The organism is Lysinibacillus capsici (assembly GCF_003367505.1).
Classification (GTDB): domain Bacteria; phylum Bacillota; class Bacilli; order Bacillales_A; family Planococcaceae; genus Lysinibacillus; species Lysinibacillus capsici.
The window spans coordinates 59,155-77,615 of sequence record NZ_PXXX01000006.1; the positions used below are offsets into that span (position 1 = coordinate 59,155).

Here is an 18,461-nt window from a genome sequence, read left to right on the forward strand (position 1 = left end):
AAAAAAATCATAAAAGGAGCAGAATAGCATGGCTACATTAGCACAATATATTGCTTTCCATACACTTATCGATACAGGAAATTTTACAGAAACAGGCTTAAAGCTCAATCTCACACAGTCTTCAATCAGTCATACGATTAGTAATTTAGAGGCAGAATTAGGGCTTTCTCTAATTATTCGAAACCGCAATAATATTGTTTTAACGAGTGAGGGGAAAATTGTTTACGAACACATCTCAAAAATATTGCAGCAACAACAGCAGCTTGAAACCACTGTAGCAAATTTAAAAAATCTCATTGGGGGGACGTTATCGGTTGGTATTCTACCAAGTGTTTCTCTGGTCTTATTACCAAAGGTTTTAGCGTATTTCGAACAGCATCATCCAGACCTACAAATACGTTTGATGGAGGGAGATTATGATCAAATCGAAGAATGGCTTCATAATGGCGTTGTCGATATCGGTTTTTTAGTGCAACCAAATTCTAAACATCTTGTATTCGATGCGATTTTTAATGATGAGCTTGTTTGCATTATGGCACAGGAGCATCCATTGGCTAAGGAAGAGAGGCTCTCTCTAGAGCAATTGCAGGATGAACGCTGGATTATGCCTAAACGTACGATTGATCGAGATGTATCAAGGATCTTAGCTAAACATAAAATCCATCCCAATGTAGTCTATGAATTATCAGTTGACCAAGTCATTTTGACAATGGTCAATGAAAATTTAGGCATTTCTGTTGTGCCGAACTCGCTTTTACTACATGCACCAAGTAACCTGATTAGAAAAAAATTTTATCAAGCATATATTAGACAGGTTGGAATTGCACACAAACACAGTATTCATCTTTCTCCAGGAGCTTTAAAGTTTGTAGAAATATCGAAATACTTTGCCTCCTTTTTACAAAATTAGTTATTGACAATTAAAAAAACCCGAACTATTATCTGATAAAACCAATTGGGATTGTTTAGATTAATCAGATGGAGGACTTTGGGTATATGCATACAATTGTTTATGTTGAAATATTTATCTATTTACTCGCTATGCTAGGAGTGGGGATATACTTCAGTAAAAAAGATTTATCACATAATGATTACTTTCTAGGGGGAAATAAACTACCGGGCTGGGCGTTAGCCTTTTCTGAACGTGCAACGGGTGAATCCGCCTATATGTTTTTAGGGGCAATTGGCTTTATATATGTGGCTGGGCTGTCAGGCATTTGGATTTTATCTGGCATGCTTTTAGGCGTTGTTGCATCATGGCTATTTTTATCAAAGCGCTTTATGACAGAGCAACAAAAATATAAGGTGAATAGCCTAACAGATTATATTGCTGTTAAATTTCCAAAGCACGCAGATATAATTCGTTGGTTAGCTTCTGCAGTAATGGTGTTATTCTTTGTTTGCTATTTAGCAGCTCAATTTTCCGGGATGGGTAAAACGATTTATTCATTCTCAGGACTCAACATCACTTGGGGAACAATTATTATTGGAGCAATAATAATTGCCTATTCATGTATGGGAGGATTTATGTCCGTTGTTTGGACAGATACAATCCAAAGTTTTTTAATGCTGATCTCGTTTGTTATTGTACCAATTGCAGCTTATATGGAAATTCAACATCAAGGTTTAAGCATTTCAACAGAGCTAGCTCAAATGGGCAATGGTGCGGATAGTTGGGTTGGAGGCTTAAATGGACTTGCCTTAGGGGCGATGCTATTTACAAATCTATCCTGGTTCTTTGGCTGGCTTGGGGGGCAACCTCAATTGAGCTCTCGCTTTATGGCTATTACGACTGAAAAAGAGCGAATTACTGGCCGTAATATGGCGATTATTTGGACATTAATTGTCTATGTGGGTGCCTTTTTATCTGCGATTTTCGCGTCCACTTTGTATAAGCAAGGTTCTATTGAAGATCCTGAAATGATATTGCCGCATATGGTATTTGAAATTTTACCACCTTGGGTTGCAGGAATTATTGTGGCTGGTATTTTAGCAGCTATTATGTCAACGGCTTCGTCTCAATTGTTAGTCATCACAACATCGATAAGTGAGGATATAATTCATAAAACATTACGTTGGAATATTTCTAGCAAAAAATTAGTTCACCTTTCGCGTCTAGTAGCTGTTATTAGTGGGATTGTGGGTATTATCATTTCACTCAAATCAGGTTCTGTAATTTATAGCTTAGTATCCTTTGCATGGGCAGGGATTGGCAATACATTTTCGGTTGTGATCCTTTTAATCTTTTTCTGGAAACGTGTGTCAGGCATTGGGGTTATTGCTACAATTATTGTCGGTTTTATTAGTGCGATTGTATGGTCCCTGTCACCTATGGAGGCTGTAGTGTCAGCCAAGGCAGCGACATTCTTTATTTGCTTAATTGTTGGAGTTGTGGTGTCCTTAGTATGTCCTGATAAAAAAGAAAACGGTCTGGATGATATTTTAAAATAATAATAAAACTCCTTTTTTGCTGATATATTTCTCAAAAGAGGAGTTTTCTTTTTATGCTTATGACCCTATTGAAATATGATAGAAAGAAGAGCAACCACTCTAACAGGAAATTACATAATGTGTGGACCTTTTTGGTTATCAGGGTTTATGCAAAAATGAAGCAAGGGGGTTAGGAAGTGTTTAGTGATTTTAAGCTTATGGATGAACGACCAGTTTATGTACAATTGAAGGATTATGTTCAAGACATGATTGTCAAGGGGCATCTGTTGGAACATCAAAAGCTTCCATCTACCCGTGAACTTAGTAAGTTATTAGCGGTCAGTAGAAACACGGTGCTGAACGCATATGCCGAATTAGAGCTAGATGGCATCATCTATGCAGTGAAAGGAAAAGGGCATTTTATCGGAAAGGTTACTACATTGAAAACTTCTTCTATTGAAATAGATTGGAAACAAAGGCTGAATGAAACAACTTTATTAGCTGATGAAATTGATTTAATACGACAAGATATACACTGGAAAAAAGGCATGATTTCATTTACTAGTATAGCTCCAGAAGAAAAGCTTTTTGATGTTGAAAATTTCAAAAGGGCATTTCTCATAAGGATGTCCATTGAAGGAGATATTGTCTTAAACTATGGCTATGCCAAGGGCTATAAGCCCTTAATTGACCACCTTCTTAGCTATATGGAGATGAAAGGTGTGGACATTTCTAATAAAGATATTTTAATTACAAATGGTTTTACAGAAGGTCTAGATATTTTATTGTCCTCTTTAGCTAAAAAATCAGGGCGTGTACTATGTGAAAATCCTACACATCATGCAGCATTGAAGCTTTTCCGTTTGCATGGGTTAGACGTACATGGCATCGATATGCAAGATGACGGGATTGACATGGAACAGGTGGAAAAAACATTAGCAGATAAGGACTTTGATTTTGCCTATCTTATCCCGTCCTATCATAATCCAACAGGAATTGTCACTTCCTCCGAGAAAAGGAGTGCTATTTTTCAGCTTTTTTCCAAATATCAAATACCCATTATAGAAGATGGTTTTAATGAGGAATTAAGGTATTCAAGCTCACATTTGGCACCACTAATCGCTTTTAGCGGTATAGGTAATAACATTGTCTATATTGGTAGCTTTTCTAAAATTCTTTTCCCAGGCTTACGTGTTGGCTGGATTTTAGCAGATAGGGAGTTAATTGATAGCTTGGAAAGTATGAAAAGAGCTCGAACAATTCATACATCAACACTGGATCAGGCAGTGTTATATCAATATTTACAGGATGGTTACTTTGAAAAATATTTAAAGAAAGCAAGATTTGTTTACAAGAAAAAATATGAGCTTGCCCGTCAAGCTTGTATCCAATACATTCCCTATAGCAGGATAACAGGGGATGGGGGGCTTCACCTTTTTATAGAACTAAAAGAGGACGTAGATGCACGATTGTTGCTTGAGAAATGCTATGACAAGGGCGTTGTATTTTATCCAGGTGATGTATTTTATACAAATGGAAGAGGTAGTAATACATTTCGTTTAGGTTTTTCCCGTTTAGCAGATGACGATATTGTTCGAGGTATTCAAATTATTGGTGATACATTGAAAACGTTATGAGGAGTTGAAAAAATGAAGGTTGGCGTAATTATGGGTGGTACTTCCTCTGAAAAGCAGGTTTCCATCATGACAGGTAAGGAAATGGTCACTCAATTAGATAAGCAAAAATACGAAGTTGTGGCAATCACATTAGATAACAACAAAGAGGTAATTGACAAGGTAGGTGATATTGATGTGGCTTTGTTAGCACTTCACGGTAAGTTCGGGGAAGATGGTACGATTCAGGGGGTACTAGAAACGTTGGGTATTCCTTATACAGGAAGCGGTCTTCTAGCAAGTAGTTTGTGCATGGATAAAAATATGGCAAAAAAAATCCTTCGATATGAAGGTGTCGCAACTCCAGATTGGGTGCATCTCATAAAGGAAGAGGAGTTGCCCTTGCAGGATATAGAGCTTATGGGTTATCCACTTGTAGTTAAACCAAATGCTGGCGGCTCTAGTGTGGGTGTTCAAATTGTCCATGATCGGAGTGCCTTATTGGCTGCGGTTGCAGAAGTATTTAAGTGGGATAACGAAATCATTATTGAGCAGTATTTGATTGGTGACGAAATTACATGCCCAATACTCAATGAACAGCTATTGCCAGTCCTGTCAATCAAACATACAGCAGTATTTTTTGACTACCAGGCAAAATATGACGATGCTTCTACCGTGGAGGAGCCTGTGGAACTACCACTTGCAATTCATGACCGAGTGGCAAAGGCTGCGATGATCAGTTACAAGGCTTTAAGATGCAGTGTCTACGCAAGAGTAGATATGTTAATGAAGGATGGCGTTCCTTATGTGTTGGAGGTTAATACGTTGCCTGGCATGACGCAAAATAGCCTACTACCAAAAAGTGCCCTTGCTGCGGGAATCAGCTATTCAGCACTATTAGACAGCATTATCCAAAGCTCTTTACAGATTGATAGAAATAGGTAAATCGAAAAACAAAACCACCAATAGAATTTTTGTGAAAGGATAAAATGAACATCCGTTCCAAGCTACTTCTAATTGGTTATTCGATCGTTACTGTTAGGATGAAAGATAAGGAAAAGACTCTTTTGCACATGGTGATTTGAGTGACGCTGGCGGAACGTAAATCAACACTTCGCTTTGCCAAAAGTTCTTTTTCTGCTAGTGAAATCTTTTTTAACAACATAAAACACCTTTTGTTGTTACCTACAAAAGGTGTTTTGACTGTTTTATGATTTTGCTAATTCAATAAAGCCTTCTCCGAAAACGTCCCTTACATCATGAATGGCAATAAAGGCATCCTTGTCGACTTCTTTGACAATTTTTTTAAGCTTTACAACTTCTTGCTTACTAATAACAATATACAGGATTTCCTTTTGTTCCTTTGTGTAATAACCATGACCTGATAGCACAGTTACCCCACGATTCATATAAGCAGTTACCTGTCCAGCAATGTCTTCAGGTTTTTTAGAGATAATGGTAACTGCCTTTTTAGGGTTAACTCCTTCAATAACAAACTCCATTACCTTAGTACCAACATATAGCATAACAATTGTTAGCATTAATGCCTCTGCACCAATGATAAAATAGGATGAAAAAGCAACAATTAAATCGAAGAATAAAAGTCCATAGCTAATACTCCATCCAAGATATTTGTTAGTGATTCTCGCTAAAATTGTAGAACCTGCTGTTGTACCACCAACTCTGATAATCAAGCCAATACCGACTCCTGCAAATACGCCACCAAAAATTGTATTGACGATAATCTCATCTGAAGAGATAGACCACGTTTCTGTTAAATGTAAAAATAAAGAATGGAATGAGACCGCAATGATTGTATAAATTGTTGTTTGTCTATTTAAAAATTTATAACCAACGATAAGTAAAGCTGCGTTCATAACAAAACTGACAATACTTGGCGACCATCCGAACAGATAATAAGCAATAATCGTTAAGCCTGTTACGCCACCTTCACCTAAATCATTAGGAATAACAAATAAGTTAACTGCTAGGGCAAAAAGCAGTGATCCAAGCATAATCATTAAAATATCGATAACATATTTCTTCATTCACATAACACCACCAAATCAAATTTTATTTTTCTTAAATTCCATACTATATCAGGTTTTCACCAAATGATATACTTTTTGGAATGTTCATTTGTGATATATCGACAGTAATTAGTGTGTCTTTAGAGAGAACTTTGGAAACTTGACATATTATAGCCAGAATTTATAATAGTCGTAACAATGCTAGGAGGGTTATTAAAAAATGACACATGCTATGAGACTACGTTTCCCAATGTTGAACCAGTAACTGAATAGGGCCAAACGCTGTTTTGTGACACCAGAGTAAATGGGATAGTCTGTCCTTTTTTAATCATCTTCATAATCATGAGAAAAAAGAGACGCTTGTCTTATAATAAATCTCTTTTACTTTACATCACAGGCAAATTTGTCTGTGTTTTTTTATTGAATGTAGGGAGGAAAGTGAAATGTATAGTCTATTATTCTTTTAATACGAGCTTTGATTAAAAGCTCGTATCGATACCATCGCTATCGGTACGGAATGATCAATTTCGGGAGGTAGCAAAATGGAAAAGGTTTGCTTTGAGTTAGAGAATGTAGTCGTTACTTATTTAGATAAAGAACTATTAAATATTGAAAAATTAGCTGTGCATCAATTTGACCGAATAGGAATCGTTGGTAAAAATGGTGCAGGTAAAAGTACGTTGATGAAGTTACTTGCTGGCAAGATACAACCAGTAAGTGGGAAATTGAAAAGGCATGTTCATTTCGGATACTTTGAACAGATGGAGGCACCAACGTTAATAGAGGCAGATCCACAGTTATTAGGGAAATTAGCAGTACCTACGTATTCTGAAGGATTAAGTGGTGGAGAGCAAACAAGATTAAAGCTAGCACAATTATTTACTTCTTATGAGGAAGCTTTGCTTATTGATGAGCCGACAACACATTTGGATCAACTCGGCATCTCATTTTTATTAGATGAATTACGTTATTATTATGGGGCCCTCATACTCATCAGCCATGATCGTGCTGTACTAGATGAGCTGGTTACAACGATATGGGAGGTAGATGGTGGTAAGGTAACGATCTACTCAGGGAATTACAGCGAGTATGCCATGCAAAAGCAATTAGAGCAAGATCAACAAAATCAGGCTCATGAACAATACTTGAAAGAAAAGAGCAGACTTGAAAAAGCTGTAGATGAAAAAATGAAAAAAGCTGAAAAAATTGCTCAGGCAGGCAATATGTCTAAAAGAGAGGCTAACGCTAAACCTAATCGTATGTTTATGACAAAGTCCAAAGGCACAAGTCAAAAAGCCGTACAGCGTGCAGCAAAAGCTATCGAACATCGGATAGGGAAGCTTCATAAAGCAGAAGCGGTGCAGGAAGAAAGAAAAATTGTTTTTCGACAATCAAAAGCCTTGGAATTGCATAATAAGTATCCCATTATGGCAGATCGATTCACTTTACATGCTCAAGATAAGGTACTATTACACGAGGTCAGCTTCCAAATCCCGTTAGGTAAAAAAATTGCGCTTAAGGGTAACAATGGTAGTGGTAAAAGTACATTACTAAAACATATAGCCAATAATGGTGAGGGAATAACTATTTCTCCAAAGGCTAAAATAGGTTATTTTCATCAGATGAGCTACCAATTTGCTGGTGAGGAAACAGTGCTACAATTTTTAAAGAATCGCTCTGAATATGATGAAAGTTTATTACGAAGCGTACTTCATTCCATGCAGTTTGCTGGCACTGATTTACAAAAGAAAATTACCACACTTAGTGGTGGTGAGGCCATACGCCTTCAGCTTTGTCAGCTATTTTTAGGAAATTATAATATTTTGCTGTTGGATGAACCAACTAATTTCTTAGATATTCAAGCACTAGAAGCCCTTGAACAATTTATAGCTGCTTATGAGGGAACAATAATCTTTGTCACACATGATAAAAATTTTATCGACAATGTAGCAGATATTCAGTTTACTGTTCATAATAAAAAAATACTTTAAGTGAAAAGGTGCGATTCCATTAGGAGAATCGCACCTTTTTTAGTGAATTTTTATTAGTAAGGAAGGTTAATGGAAAATTTCGGCGAAGGTGTAGATAGACAATATGAAAAAGGATGATGAATGATGATAAATACGGATGTGACGACGAAACTAAAAATCAATCAACCAGCCCATAAAGTATTTGAAGCCATTATTTCCCCTACTGAAATCGGTCATTATTGGTTTTCTAGCAGTTCCGAAAGATGGGCAGAAGGTAAAAGAATCACGCTTAAATATGAGGAGTATGGTGCAGAGGGTGTGATCACTGTGCTTGAAATGGAGATGAATAAAAAAATTGTGTTTGTTTGGGGAGAAGAGCATGGCGAAGTGACAATGGTTGCCATCTCTTTTGAAGAATCACAAAGTGAAACAATTATTACTGTTGTAGAATCTGGGTTAAATGCACATGACCCAGAAATTGTGACAAAAATGATGGGCCAAAAAGAGGGTTGGGTCTATACATTAACATGCCTCAAAGGATATTTAGAAAATGGGGTTAGCAATTTACGAGCTTCTCTAATTCATTAAGGAGGAGAGGTATGTCAACGATCGATATCATCGAGCAATTGGAGCTGAATTAGTTTGTGCTAAGAAGGGTTATTCGAGGTGAATCAAGCAAGGGATTCTGTATGCATACTTGTTGAAGTGATGCCTCCAGAAATAAAAACAGAAATAGCATTACGATTAAATAACCAGTCGTCTAAAGTATTACAGCAATGGTTGTTAGAAGCAGCTGAGTGATGGAGGGATGAATATGAAAAAGTTGTATTGGATGATTGGCGGTGTTTTGGTTTGTATAGGTTTTGTATGTAGCATTATTTTTTGGAAGTTTCAAAAAGAAATCAAGAAGAACGATCCTGAATATATCGTGCAATTTATCAAGGAACATAAAGAGGATAAAAATATTTCCGTAGCCATTCAATATAATCAACAACATTGGGTGGAGCTAAACACCAAGGAACAGCTACCGTTAGCAAGTACGGTTAAAATAATCGTAGCCATCGCCTATGCGCAACAAGCAGCTGATGGCCGTATTAATCCTAAAGAGCAAGTAAATCTAAAGGAGTTAGAGGCATTTTACATTCCTAAAACAGATGGCGGCGCACATAAAGCATGGTTGGCGCAGTTAAACCTTCAGGGTGCAGATAGTGTACCTTTAAGTGAAGTAGCAAATGGCATGATTGCCTATAGCTCCAATGCAAATACGGAATATTTAATGCATGTATTAGACTTTCAAATAATTAATGATGTGCTTACACAGTTAAATGTAGAGGATCATGAACCTTTGTATCCAATTGTAAGTGCACTTTATATTCCCATTCACTTGATGGAGGAAAAAAATTTAACGAAAAAAGCAACATTAACTGCTTTACGAAAAATGGATATGGTTGAATATCGTGAGCGTGCATTGGCTATTCATTCGAATTGGATAGAACATCCTTTAACAATTGAGGAGAAAACAAAAGCTCAAAAAATGCTCAATATGGATTTTCAAAAGATATGGTCTGATCGTTTAATAAGGGCCACAACAAGTGATTACATCTCTATTTTAGAAAAATTGAATGGTAAAAATTTCTTTAGCGCAGAAGTACATAAATATTTAGATCCCGTGTTGGAGCAATTGATGCAGAATCCTAGAAATCAAGCATGGTTAAAACATGCTGGTCAAAAGGGAGGGTCGACGGCATTTGTGTTAACACTAGCAGCCTATGCGGAAGATAAAGATGGAAATCAAACAGAGATAGCCTTTTTTGCTAACAACTTAAATACAATGGAGCAGATTAAGCTCTCAAATAGTATGAATAGTTTTCAATTGAAATTTCTTACAGATGATAAATTTCGTAAGCGCTTGAAAGAGGAATTTTCCGAGTTGTGAGTTGCCCATAGATAAGGCAACTCATACTATTGACTACGCTCATCAATCAGTTTTTCAAGAAATTCTGAGAAAGAAGAGGCATATTCATAGATCATGTCATTCATTAAGTCATAGCACATAACTGGAAATTCGTCGTGTTCATCTTTAGACGAACGATCAAAGAAGTACAATTCGTCAGAGTCTGGAATAAATAAATCCAATCTATTCGGAAATTGTTTACACCACTCCTCATCAGCCAAGTTAAGACGATGTATATAGAGAATATCATGATCATTGATGTCTCTGTATGCTGGTGGACCGATTGAGAGAATAGATCCACCATTCAGTTGCCCATTGCCATAATTTTTTAACCACCAGCAATAGGATGGTGGTAATTCAAATCCTAACTCTGCTTCCACTTCTACAATCCATTCATGTTTAACAACGTGTCCAGAAAACCATTTAATTGCAGGAGTGCCTGCAAGTTTTTCTGTTAATCTAGCATACACTGTATCTACCTCCAGTCTCTATATAAAGATTACTCAATTAAGTCACACTACATGTGAGTACCTTCTTTCATTCAGCTGCATACTATAGCGTTATCATGCATGAGAGGATTGAGATAAATGTACCACCCTTATTACGGTAATTATCAATCGTATCATTACGGTTATCAACCTGTTTATTGGGCCTATCCAAATCAGGCAGAACGAGCGCCAAGAAGTAATGTCCAGAATGATTTTGGACCAACACCATTTGTTATCGACATTGAAGAGGCTACAAAGCGCAATAAAAATTATCGTACAGCATTGTGGACAGGGTCAAACTTACAAGTAACGGTGATGAGTCTTAATGTCGGAGAAGATATTGGTTTAGAAGTACACCCACATGTGGACCAATTCATTTGTATTGAGGAGGGGCATGGATTAACTCAAATGGGGCCAACTAGAGATTATTTAAACTATCAGAGACATGTCGCAGAAGATACGGCTATTATGGTACCAGCAGGAACATGGCATAATGTTACGAATACAGGGGATAAACCACTAAAGCTTTACACGATTTATGCGCCACCAAATCATCCATTTGGGACTGTACAAGTAACAAAGGCTGATGCTCTTGCTGGAGAAGCGGGTTATGGACAGCATGACTAGGGATCATAAAAGCGTGTTTTCATACAAAACATGCTTTTTTCTTGAATTATGATAGAATGTGTTTTAATTGCAGATAATAAAGGTCCTGAATGAAGGGTGATGAATGATGAAGTATTCAAAAGCAACAAATTATGCTTTACATACAATGGTGTTTTTAACACTCAATCCTAAAGGGAAATCAATGAGTGTAGAGTCTTTAGCAGAAATGCAAAAATTATCTCCAACCTATCTTTCCAAAATATTAACTAAGCTTGTGAAGGCAGGTTTAATTGAGTCGAACCCAGGTGTCAACGGTGGTTATCGAATTTCTAAGCGCCCCCATGAAATATCGTTTTTAGATGTGATATATGCAATTGAAGGACAAACCTCATTATTTAGTTGTTCCTCTGAACACGATCATTCCTTCCATCATCAAGGCTGTCTCATTGAACAAGTGATGGTGGATGCTGAAAATAATATGAAAGAAGAGCTTAGTAGGAAATTTATTATAGATATAGCTAATAAAATGGAATTAAAAGGATAGCAGCTGGGAAAGGAACTAGGGTTTCGCCCCTAGCTCCTTATTATTTTAATTGCATGAGTGCGCCAAAATATTGCTGTGCTGTCGTGAAGCAAATAAATGCTAGTAGCTCGCTAATCTCGGCTTCTGTTAAATAGTCCTTTAATACAGCCGTGACGTTGGGGGCGGTGTGCCCCTTAGCAGCTAAGAATGCTTCCGCAAAACCTGTGCATACTGCCGTTTTCTCATCATAGTTCTGGGGATCAGGCTTGCCTTTTGCCTGACAATACTGACAGCCATTTTTTTGAGCTAAAGTTTTTCGAACCTCTTCTTTTAATGAAGCGGATAGATGCCCGTCTTTTTCGAGTACCTCCCCCAACTGCTGCCAGTGCAGCTGAATTCCCTTGTTGTAGCCTAATAATTGTTGAAAGGGTGTTAAGCCCTTGTCATATAATTGAATAAGTGTCATCAATCATTCCTCCTTCTATTAATTAGTGTAAAATGTTCATAACGAAGTTAACATATCAATTCGAAGGGAAATATGATTGTTTTCCTTCAAAAAGAAGGGGTATTTACAAAATGGATTTCATTAACGAAATGATACTTAAAGAATTAAAAGAAGATAGTCGAATTTCTATGAGCGAACTAGGGAGAAGGGTTCACTTATCTGCACCAGCAGTTCGCGAAAGAATACGGCAATTAGAGGAACAGAACGTTATTAAGAGGTATACATTGGATATTAATAAAAAAGCATTGGGTTATCCAATTGACGCTATTGTTGAAGCGACAATCAAAAATAACCGCTATGCAGACTTTAAAGAACATCTGAAGGTTTATACAAATATAGACTTCTGCTATCGCATTTCAGGTGAGTCATGTTTTTTATTAAAGGGGCATTTTCAATCTTTTCCTGATGTAGAGCAGTTTATTGATGCATTACAGCCATATGCACATACGAAAACTAACTTTATTTTTTCAGATATATGTGAAGACGTTTAGATGAAGGGAGATATGTATGGAAATCAAATTATTTGAAGAAGAAATTGATGGTTTAGTACATTTATTAGTGCAAAATAAATGCTTGGGAAAATGAAGATGGTACTGTGACAGATAGTATTGTCTATGGTGCTATTAAAGATGACTGGGTAGTAGGGAAGTCGACACCAATAAGAATGGATGAAGTTCCATTTTAAAGTGTTTGAAAGGAGTTTTTGCATGGAAAAAGACGTATTAAATGCCTTAAGAAAATCATGGTCCATTCAATCAAGTTCTAAATGGAGTGTGGACAACCCTGCAAAAGGACAATGTGGCGTCACTTCATTAGTTGTGCAGGATATTCTTGGCGGAGAAATTAGGAAGACATTTCTTGAGGAAGGCTGGCATTTTTATAATATTATTAATGGAGAAAGAAAGGATTTCTCCGAGGAACAATTTCCATATCTAATCGACTACCAAGATATTGATTCAAATAGGATAGAGGCTTTTCAAGATACTAATGATAGTCAATATCGTTATCTAAAAACACAAGTTTATAAGCTTTTAGGGAAGGCAGAGAATTAATTATCTCTGCCTTTTTAATTTTCAAAACAAAGTTGTTGACGTTTATAAAAATATCGTGTTATTATTATCTCGAATTCAAGATAAATAAATTCAAGATAAATGAATTCGAACCTTTAGCTTCGCCAGGAGGTACAATTATGGGGTTTTTTAATAAATTATTTCGTACAAAAAAAGAGGAGGAACAAACAATGGCAGAATTAAATATCGGTATTATTATTGGATCAACTCGTGAGGGGCGTGTAAGCCCTCAAGTAGCACAGTGGGTAAAGGAAATTGCAGATCAACGTGGAGATGCCAATTATACAGTGATTGATATTGCTGATTATAAATTACCATTATTAGGTGAGCCAGGACAGGATGCTTCAGGAGCACAAGGTTGGTCAGAAATTATTGCTAAACAAGATGGTTTTGTATTCATCGTACAAGAATACAATCACTCTATTACAGGGGCATTAAAAAATGCACTAGACTACTTACGTGTTGAATGGAATAACAAAGCAGCTGGAATCGTATCTTATGGTTCTGTTGGCGGTGCTCGTGCAGCAGAACATTTACGTGGGATTATGGGTGAGCTTTTAATCGCAGATGTGCGTGTTCATCCAGCACTATCATTATTCACAGATTTTGAAAATGGCACAGAATTTAAACCAAAAGAAGTACAAATAGATTCAGTAAACCAAATGTTAGATCAATTGATCCCATGGTCTAAAGCGTTGTATACAATTCGCTAAGCTTTTACAGATTGAGGTAGGTATAAATAGGGCATAGTATAGGTGAGAAATATAGTCATGAAAGGGCTTGTTAACATGAAAAAACATACAGCAGGTATACACCATATCACAGCGATCGTAGGACATCCGCAAGAGAATATTGATTTTTATGCGGGAGTATTAGGCTTACGTTTAGTAAAACAAACAGTAAACTTTGATGATCCGGGCACATATCATTTATATTTCGGTGACAAAGGTGGGAAACCAGGAACAATCATTACCTTCTTCCCTTGGGCTAATGCTTATCAAGGACGTATTGGTGATGGTCAGGTTGGCGTTACAACGTATGTTGTACCAGAAGGAGCACTGCCATTTTGGGTTAATCGCTTAGCGAAATACTCGATTCCTTTCCAAAAAGCTGAACGTTTTGGTGAGCAAGTCATTCAATTCGATGATCCACATGGTTTGCATATTGAACTCGTGGCACGTGCGAAAGGCGGGCACAACGAATGGTCATTTGGTGAAGTAACACCTGAGGTTGCTATCAAAGGATTTGGTGGAGCTACACTATTCTCAAGTCACCCTGAAGAAACTGCCAAAGTTTTAACAGAAGTAATGGGTCTTGAAAAGGTAGCGACGGAAGGTGACTATACGCGTTTTACTTCTAGTGCAGAGATCGGCAATACAGTGGATTTAAAAACAGTTGCAGGTCAAGGGGGCCAAATGGGTGTAGGAACTGTGCATCATATTGCGTGGAGAGCCCAAGATAATACAGATCATTTAGAATGGCAAGAGTATGTGATGAATCATGGACAACATGTAACAGAAGTAAAAGATCGTAATTATTTTAATGCGATTTATTTCCGTGAACCTGGCGAAATCTTATTTGAAATCGCTACAGATCCTCCTGGATTTGCTCATGACGAGACACCAGAGACAATGGGTAGCCAATTAATGTTGCCACCTCAATACGAGCAACATCGTGAACAACTAGAAAGAACATTAATCCCGATTAAAGTGCGTGAGCTTGATTAAGCGGGTTTGCAGGATCAAGCTAAGCTAAAGTTTGCGGGATTTATGAGATAGAACGTCCACAATAGATTTTCAATTAATGCGAAAATGTTGATAGCCAACATTTTCGCATTTTTTATTATTAGAAGGCGAAGTGCTAATCAAAAATTGAGTGCACCTGCCATGGCATCTAAATAGTTCTGAATAGCCTGTTGACTTACTTTTGCTTCAGGCACAAAGACCTCAAAGCAATGGTAACTGCCAGGGTAGAGGTGGAATTCAACGTCCACTCCTGCCTGTGCAAGACGTGTTACATAATCAATGGTTTCATCACGAAATAAATCAAGTTGGCCAATACATATATAGGCTGGCGGTAATCCTGTTAAATTTTCAGCTCTTGCAGGGACCGCATACGGAGAACGGGCATTGATGTCCTTCTCCTCTCCTAAGTACAAATGCCAAGCAGTTAAATTATTTGTTCTACTCCATGTTGCATGATCATCAATAATCTCATAGCTGGAAGGTGTTACATTTCGGTTATCAAGCATCGGATACAGTGGCATCTGGAATATAATTGATGGTCCTCCTTTATCACGAGCCATTAATGCAAGTGCTGCTGTTAATCCTCCTCCACCGCTTGCTCCAGCAATTGCCACCCGTTTGACATCGATACCAAGTGATTGGTGCTCATTAGTCAACCAAACTAATCCAGTATAACAATCTTCAATAGCCGCTGGGTAGGGATGTTCAGGCGCTAGTCGGTAATCAATGGATACGACAACGCAGTTAGCTGTCTCAACAAAGCGTTCACATAAAACATCATCCATATCAGGGTGCCCCATGACAAAGCCACCTCCGTGAATCCAAAGCATAGCTGGAAGTTTATCCTGCTCCCGTTTAGCTGGTTCATAGATTTTAACCAGCATTTCGTCCCCGTCACCTCTAGGAATCATACAGTTGGTCGTAAGTACATCTTCTGATTTTTTTGAAGGTGGATTGGACAAGAGACCTCGACTCCAAGTTAAATCCTCCTCCAATCGAAAGCCAGGAAATTCTGAGTAAGCCTGCCTTAATTCTGGTAAAATTCGGTTAATGATGGTCATATATACTCCTCCTGTTGAATAATGAATCTTAAAGAAATGGCTTTCCTTCTAGAGCCATTTCAGCTTCCCATTTAGCGACTTCTTCACGTACACGGGGAGCAACTTCTGTTCCAAGCAGTTCTATAGCTTGCATGACTTGATCATGCGGCATGGTACTTAAAGGAACGTATAGCATAAACCGTGTAATTCCTACATGTTTACGAAGATGAATAATTTTTTCAGCAACTGTATCTGGATCACCAACATATAATGCCCCTTCAAAGCTTCTTGCAGCATCATAACTAGAACGGTCATAATAAGGCCAGCCTCTTTCCTTGCCTAATTTATTCATACCAGCCATTGTTGATGGGAAAAATGTGTCTGCTGCCCATTCCGTATTCGGTCCAACGAAACCTATTGAATGAGAACCTACCTGAAGTTTTGATAAATCATGACCTGCATGAAGTGCTGCCTTTTTATATAGCTGTACAATCGGTGCAAATTGCATTGGGCTGCCACCAATTATTGCTAGCATAAGGGGTAATCCTAAAAGGCCAGCACGCATAGCAGATTGTTGGTTTCCTCCACTAGCCACCCAGATTGGGAGAGATTTTTGAACAGGTCTAGGATACACACCTAAATGATTGATTGCTGGACGATGTCTACCTTCCCAAACTACTTTCTCAGACTGACGAATGCTAAGTAGTAAGTCTAAATGTTCCTCAAATAATTCATCATAATCATGTAAATCGTAGCCAAATAAGGGGAAGGATTCGATAAAAGAACCACGACCTGCCATGATCTCTGCACGTCCATTTGATAGTCCATCCAATGTGGCAAAATCCTGAAAAACACGCACAGGATCTGCCGAAGAAAGGACTGTTACAGCACTTGTGAGTCGAATGTTTTTCGTTTGAGAAGCAGCAGCAGATAGCACCATTGCTGGAGAAGAGGCGGCATAGTCTTCACGATGATGCTCACCAATGCCAAAGACATCCAATCCTACTTGATCTGCAAGAATGATTTCTTCTACTACTTCACGTAAACGCTGTGCATGACTAATTAATTCACCACTGTGAACATCTGGTCTTGTTTCTACGAAAGAAGTAATTCCTATTTCCATTTGTTATCTCTCCAAGTCTAATTTTATTTAGTAAATCGTTTGGTTATTGCCCAAAAAAGAAGAGCAATTGTACTAATAGAGGCTCCGAGTAAGCAAACCCCTCCCCAACCATAATGTGCATACATCTGAGTTGAAGCGATTGAACCGCCAGCACTACCAATAGAATAGAACACCATATAGCCTGCGGTCAGTCGACTTCGTGCTTCTATACGTAATGGGAGAATCATCGTCTGGTTTGTGACATGTACTGCCTGTACTGCCAAGTCTAGTAACACAATGCCAATAATTAATGCCAAGAATGACTTATCTAAATAATTAATAAATATCCAGGAGATAAGTAAAAGCGTTAAAGCAATACCTGTCGTTCTTTGTCCATAGCCTTGGTCAGCAAGTTTACCCGCTTGTGCAGCAGCTAATGCCCCTGCCACACCTACAAGACCAAAAGCGCCAATTACAGTGTGTGATAGAGCCAATGGTGGTGAACTAAGTGGTAGAACAAGGGACGTCCACAAAATACTAAAATCAGCGAAAATTAGCATGGCTAGAATAGAGCGGATACGTAATGTTCGCTCTTGAATAAACAGCGTAAACACGGATTGAATTAGCTGAGAATAGGTGATTGATTTTACTTCACGTTCGCCCCTTGGTAAAACTTTTAAAAACATACCACTCATTAGAAGCATGAACGCGGCGGAGGCTAGATAGACAGAACGCCACCCTGCAAGATCTGTTACTAACCCAGCAAAGGTACGAGCAAGTAGTATGCCAATGACAATGCCGCTTGTAACAATGCCTACGACACGACCACGTTCTGTAGAGGAAGCCATAGTTGCAGCGAACGCAACAAGGGTTTGAGTCACGACTGCAAGTAGACCAACTAAGGCCATACCCGCAAATAGCACTACAACATAGGAGGCAGTACCGACTAGAAGCAAAGCAACAGAGGACAATAGCATTTGTCCAATAATCAAGCGTCGTTGGTTTAGTAAATCTCCAAGTGGAACTAGAAGAAGTAAGCCTAGCCCATAGAAAATTTGTGTGACAGTAATAATCAAACCAATAATTGATTGATCAATAGCAAAATCATTCGATAATTCATCTAGCAGCGGCTGAGCAAAATAAATATTGGCGACAGACATTCCGCAGGCTGTAGCGAATAATAATGTTACAGCTCGGGATATAGAAGATGATTGATTTATATGAATTGCATCATCATTTGCATTGTTCACATTGTAACCTCCCTTTCTAATTGAATTGTAATTATAACATACCGTTCGGTACAAAATAATTATTGGTAAATATATCTTAACTACATTGGATTTGTCAATATTTATTTGGTATATATTTTCTTTTTATTTCGGTTG

At 37.8% G+C, this 18,461-nt stretch carries 21 protein-coding genes; 15 read left to right on the top strand and 6 right to left on the bottom strand.

Annotated features, from left to right (window positions below):
- Window positions 1-28 precede the first annotated feature (28 nt).
- The 4 genes from C7B89_RS02400 (at window position 29) to C7B89_RS02415 (ending at window position 4,988) form a co-directional block, all read left to right on the top strand.
- Window positions 29-910: a LysR family transcriptional regulator gene (locus C7B89_RS02400; RefSeq protein ID WP_115673114.1), complete on the top strand. Its 882-nt coding sequence runs from the start codon at window positions 29-31 to the stop codon at window positions 908-910.
- Window positions 911-996: 86 nt separating this feature from the next.
- Window positions 997-2,451, top strand: coding sequence for a sodium/proline symporter (locus tag C7B89_RS02405; protein WP_054549704.1), 1,455 nt, complete (start codon window positions 997-999; stop codon window positions 2,449-2,451).
- Between the two features lie 176 nt (window positions 2,452-2,627).
- Complete coding sequence (gene pdxR, locus C7B89_RS02410; RefSeq protein WP_066037936.1) at window positions 2,628-4,067, top strand: MocR-like pyridoxine biosynthesis transcription factor PdxR; 1,440 nt, start codon at window positions 2,628-2,630, stop codon at window positions 4,065-4,067.
- A 12-nt stretch (window positions 4,068-4,079) separates the two neighbouring features.
- On the top strand, window positions 4,080-4,988 hold the full coding sequence (locus C7B89_RS02415; protein ID WP_048393986.1) for a D-alanine--D-alanine ligase: 909 nt from the start codon (window positions 4,080-4,082) through the stop codon (window positions 4,986-4,988).
- Between the two features lie 263 nt (window positions 4,989-5,251).
- Here the strand turns inward: C7B89_RS02415 and C7B89_RS02420 are convergent, their stop codons facing one another.
- The gene (locus tag C7B89_RS02420; RefSeq protein WP_036079667.1) at window positions 5,252-6,091 is read right to left on the bottom strand and encodes a YitT family protein; all 840 of its coding nucleotides are present in this window, start codon (window positions 6,089-6,091) and stop codon (window positions 5,252-5,254) included.
- Between the two features lie 202 nt (window positions 6,092-6,293).
- Here C7B89_RS02420 and C7B89_RS23515 point away from each other — a divergent pair, with 202 nt between their 5' ends.
- The 5 genes from C7B89_RS23515 (at window position 6,294) to C7B89_RS02440 (ending at window position 9,979) form a co-directional block, all read left to right on the top strand.
- On the top strand, window positions 6,294-6,338 hold the full coding sequence (locus C7B89_RS23515) for an erythromycin resistance leader peptide (RefSeq protein ID WP_112118014.1): 45 nt from the start codon (window positions 6,294-6,296) through the stop codon (window positions 6,336-6,338).
- A gap of 277 nt (window positions 6,339-6,615) precedes the next feature.
- Window positions 6,616-8,064, top strand: a complete 1,449-nt coding sequence (locus C7B89_RS02430) for an Msr family ABC-F type ribosomal protection protein (RefSeq protein ID WP_115673115.1) — start codon at window positions 6,616-6,618, stop codon at window positions 8,062-8,064.
- 123 nt (window positions 8,065-8,187) lie between these two features.
- Complete coding sequence (locus tag C7B89_RS02435; protein WP_048393990.1) at window positions 8,188-8,631, top strand: SRPBCC family protein; 444 nt, start codon at window positions 8,188-8,190, stop codon at window positions 8,629-8,631.
- Window positions 8,632-8,709: 78 nt separating this feature from the next.
- Window positions 8,710-8,844, top strand: coding sequence for a DUF4303 domain-containing protein (locus tag C7B89_RS23190; protein WP_167444820.1), 135 nt, complete (start codon window positions 8,710-8,712; stop codon window positions 8,842-8,844).
- A gap of 13 nt (window positions 8,845-8,857) precedes the next feature.
- Window positions 8,858-9,979: a serine hydrolase gene (locus tag C7B89_RS02440; protein ID WP_103118968.1), complete on the top strand. Its 1,122-nt coding sequence runs from the start codon at window positions 8,858-8,860 to the stop codon at window positions 9,977-9,979.
- A 26-nt stretch (window positions 9,980-10,005) separates the two neighbouring features.
- On the opposite strand, the gene C7B89_RS02445 is transcribed toward C7B89_RS02440, so the two are convergent.
- Window positions 10,006-10,467, bottom strand: a complete 462-nt coding sequence (locus C7B89_RS02445; RefSeq protein ID WP_115673116.1) for an SMI1/KNR4 family protein — start codon at window positions 10,465-10,467, stop codon at window positions 10,006-10,008.
- Window positions 10,468-10,584: 117 nt separating this feature from the next.
- Between C7B89_RS02445 and C7B89_RS02450 the strand changes: the two genes are divergently transcribed.
- Together C7B89_RS02450 and C7B89_RS02455 are read left to right on the top strand one after the other, a co-directional pair.
- A complete protein-coding gene (locus tag C7B89_RS02450; protein ID WP_048393994.1) occupies window positions 10,585-11,112 on the top strand; it encodes a cupin domain-containing protein in 528 nt (175 codons plus the stop codon).
- 103 nt (window positions 11,113-11,215) lie between these two features.
- The gene (locus tag C7B89_RS02455) at window positions 11,216-11,635 is read left to right on the top strand and encodes an Rrf2 family transcriptional regulator (protein ID WP_103118966.1); all 420 of its coding nucleotides are present in this window, start codon (window positions 11,216-11,218) and stop codon (window positions 11,633-11,635) included.
- Window positions 11,636-11,675: 40 nt separating this feature from the next.
- Here the strand turns inward: C7B89_RS02455 and C7B89_RS02460 are convergent, their stop codons facing one another.
- Window positions 11,676-12,080, bottom strand: coding sequence for a carboxymuconolactone decarboxylase family protein (locus C7B89_RS02460; RefSeq protein WP_048393996.1), 405 nt, complete (start codon window positions 12,078-12,080; stop codon window positions 11,676-11,678).
- Between the two features lie 110 nt (window positions 12,081-12,190).
- On the opposite strand from C7B89_RS02460, the gene C7B89_RS02465 reads away from it, so the two are divergent.
- The 4 genes from C7B89_RS02465 (at window position 12,191) to C7B89_RS02485 (ending at window position 14,916) form a co-directional block, all read left to right on the top strand.
- Window positions 12,191-12,610 carry an Lrp/AsnC family transcriptional regulator gene (locus C7B89_RS02465; RefSeq protein WP_054549696.1) on the top strand — a complete coding sequence of 140 codons (420 nt, stop codon included), beginning with the start codon at window positions 12,191-12,193 and terminating at the stop codon, window positions 12,608-12,610.
- A 216-nt stretch (window positions 12,611-12,826) separates the two neighbouring features.
- The gene (locus tag C7B89_RS02475) at window positions 12,827-13,171 is read left to right on the top strand and encodes a YunG family protein (protein WP_103118964.1); all 345 of its coding nucleotides are present in this window, start codon (window positions 12,827-12,829) and stop codon (window positions 13,169-13,171) included.
- A gap of 137 nt (window positions 13,172-13,308) precedes the next feature.
- Complete coding sequence (locus C7B89_RS02480) at window positions 13,309-13,902, top strand: NADPH-dependent FMN reductase (protein ID WP_004231581.1); 594 nt, start codon at window positions 13,309-13,311, stop codon at window positions 13,900-13,902.
- Window positions 13,903-13,977: 75 nt separating this feature from the next.
- Entirely contained in the window at window positions 13,978-14,916 is a 939-nt protein-coding gene (locus C7B89_RS02485; protein WP_115673161.1) for a ring-cleaving dioxygenase, read from the top strand.
- Between the two features lie 137 nt (window positions 14,917-15,053).
- On the opposite strand, the gene C7B89_RS02490 is transcribed toward C7B89_RS02485, so the two are convergent.
- From C7B89_RS02490 to C7B89_RS02500, 3 genes are read right to left on the bottom strand one after another with little or no spacing between them, the layout of a single operon-like run.
- Entirely contained in the window at window positions 15,054-15,995 is a 942-nt protein-coding gene (locus C7B89_RS02490) for an alpha/beta hydrolase (RefSeq protein WP_115673117.1), read from the bottom strand.
- Window positions 15,996-16,023: 28 nt separating this feature from the next.
- On the bottom strand, window positions 16,024-17,097 hold the full coding sequence (locus tag C7B89_RS02495) for an LLM class flavin-dependent oxidoreductase (RefSeq protein WP_103118962.1): 1,074 nt from the start codon (window positions 17,095-17,097) through the stop codon (window positions 16,024-16,026).
- A 23-nt stretch (window positions 17,098-17,120) separates the two neighbouring features.
- On the bottom strand, window positions 17,121-18,326 hold the full coding sequence (locus tag C7B89_RS02500; protein ID WP_103118961.1) for an MFS transporter: 1,206 nt from the start codon (window positions 18,324-18,326) through the stop codon (window positions 17,121-17,123).
- Window positions 18,327-18,461: the final 135 nt, after the last annotated feature.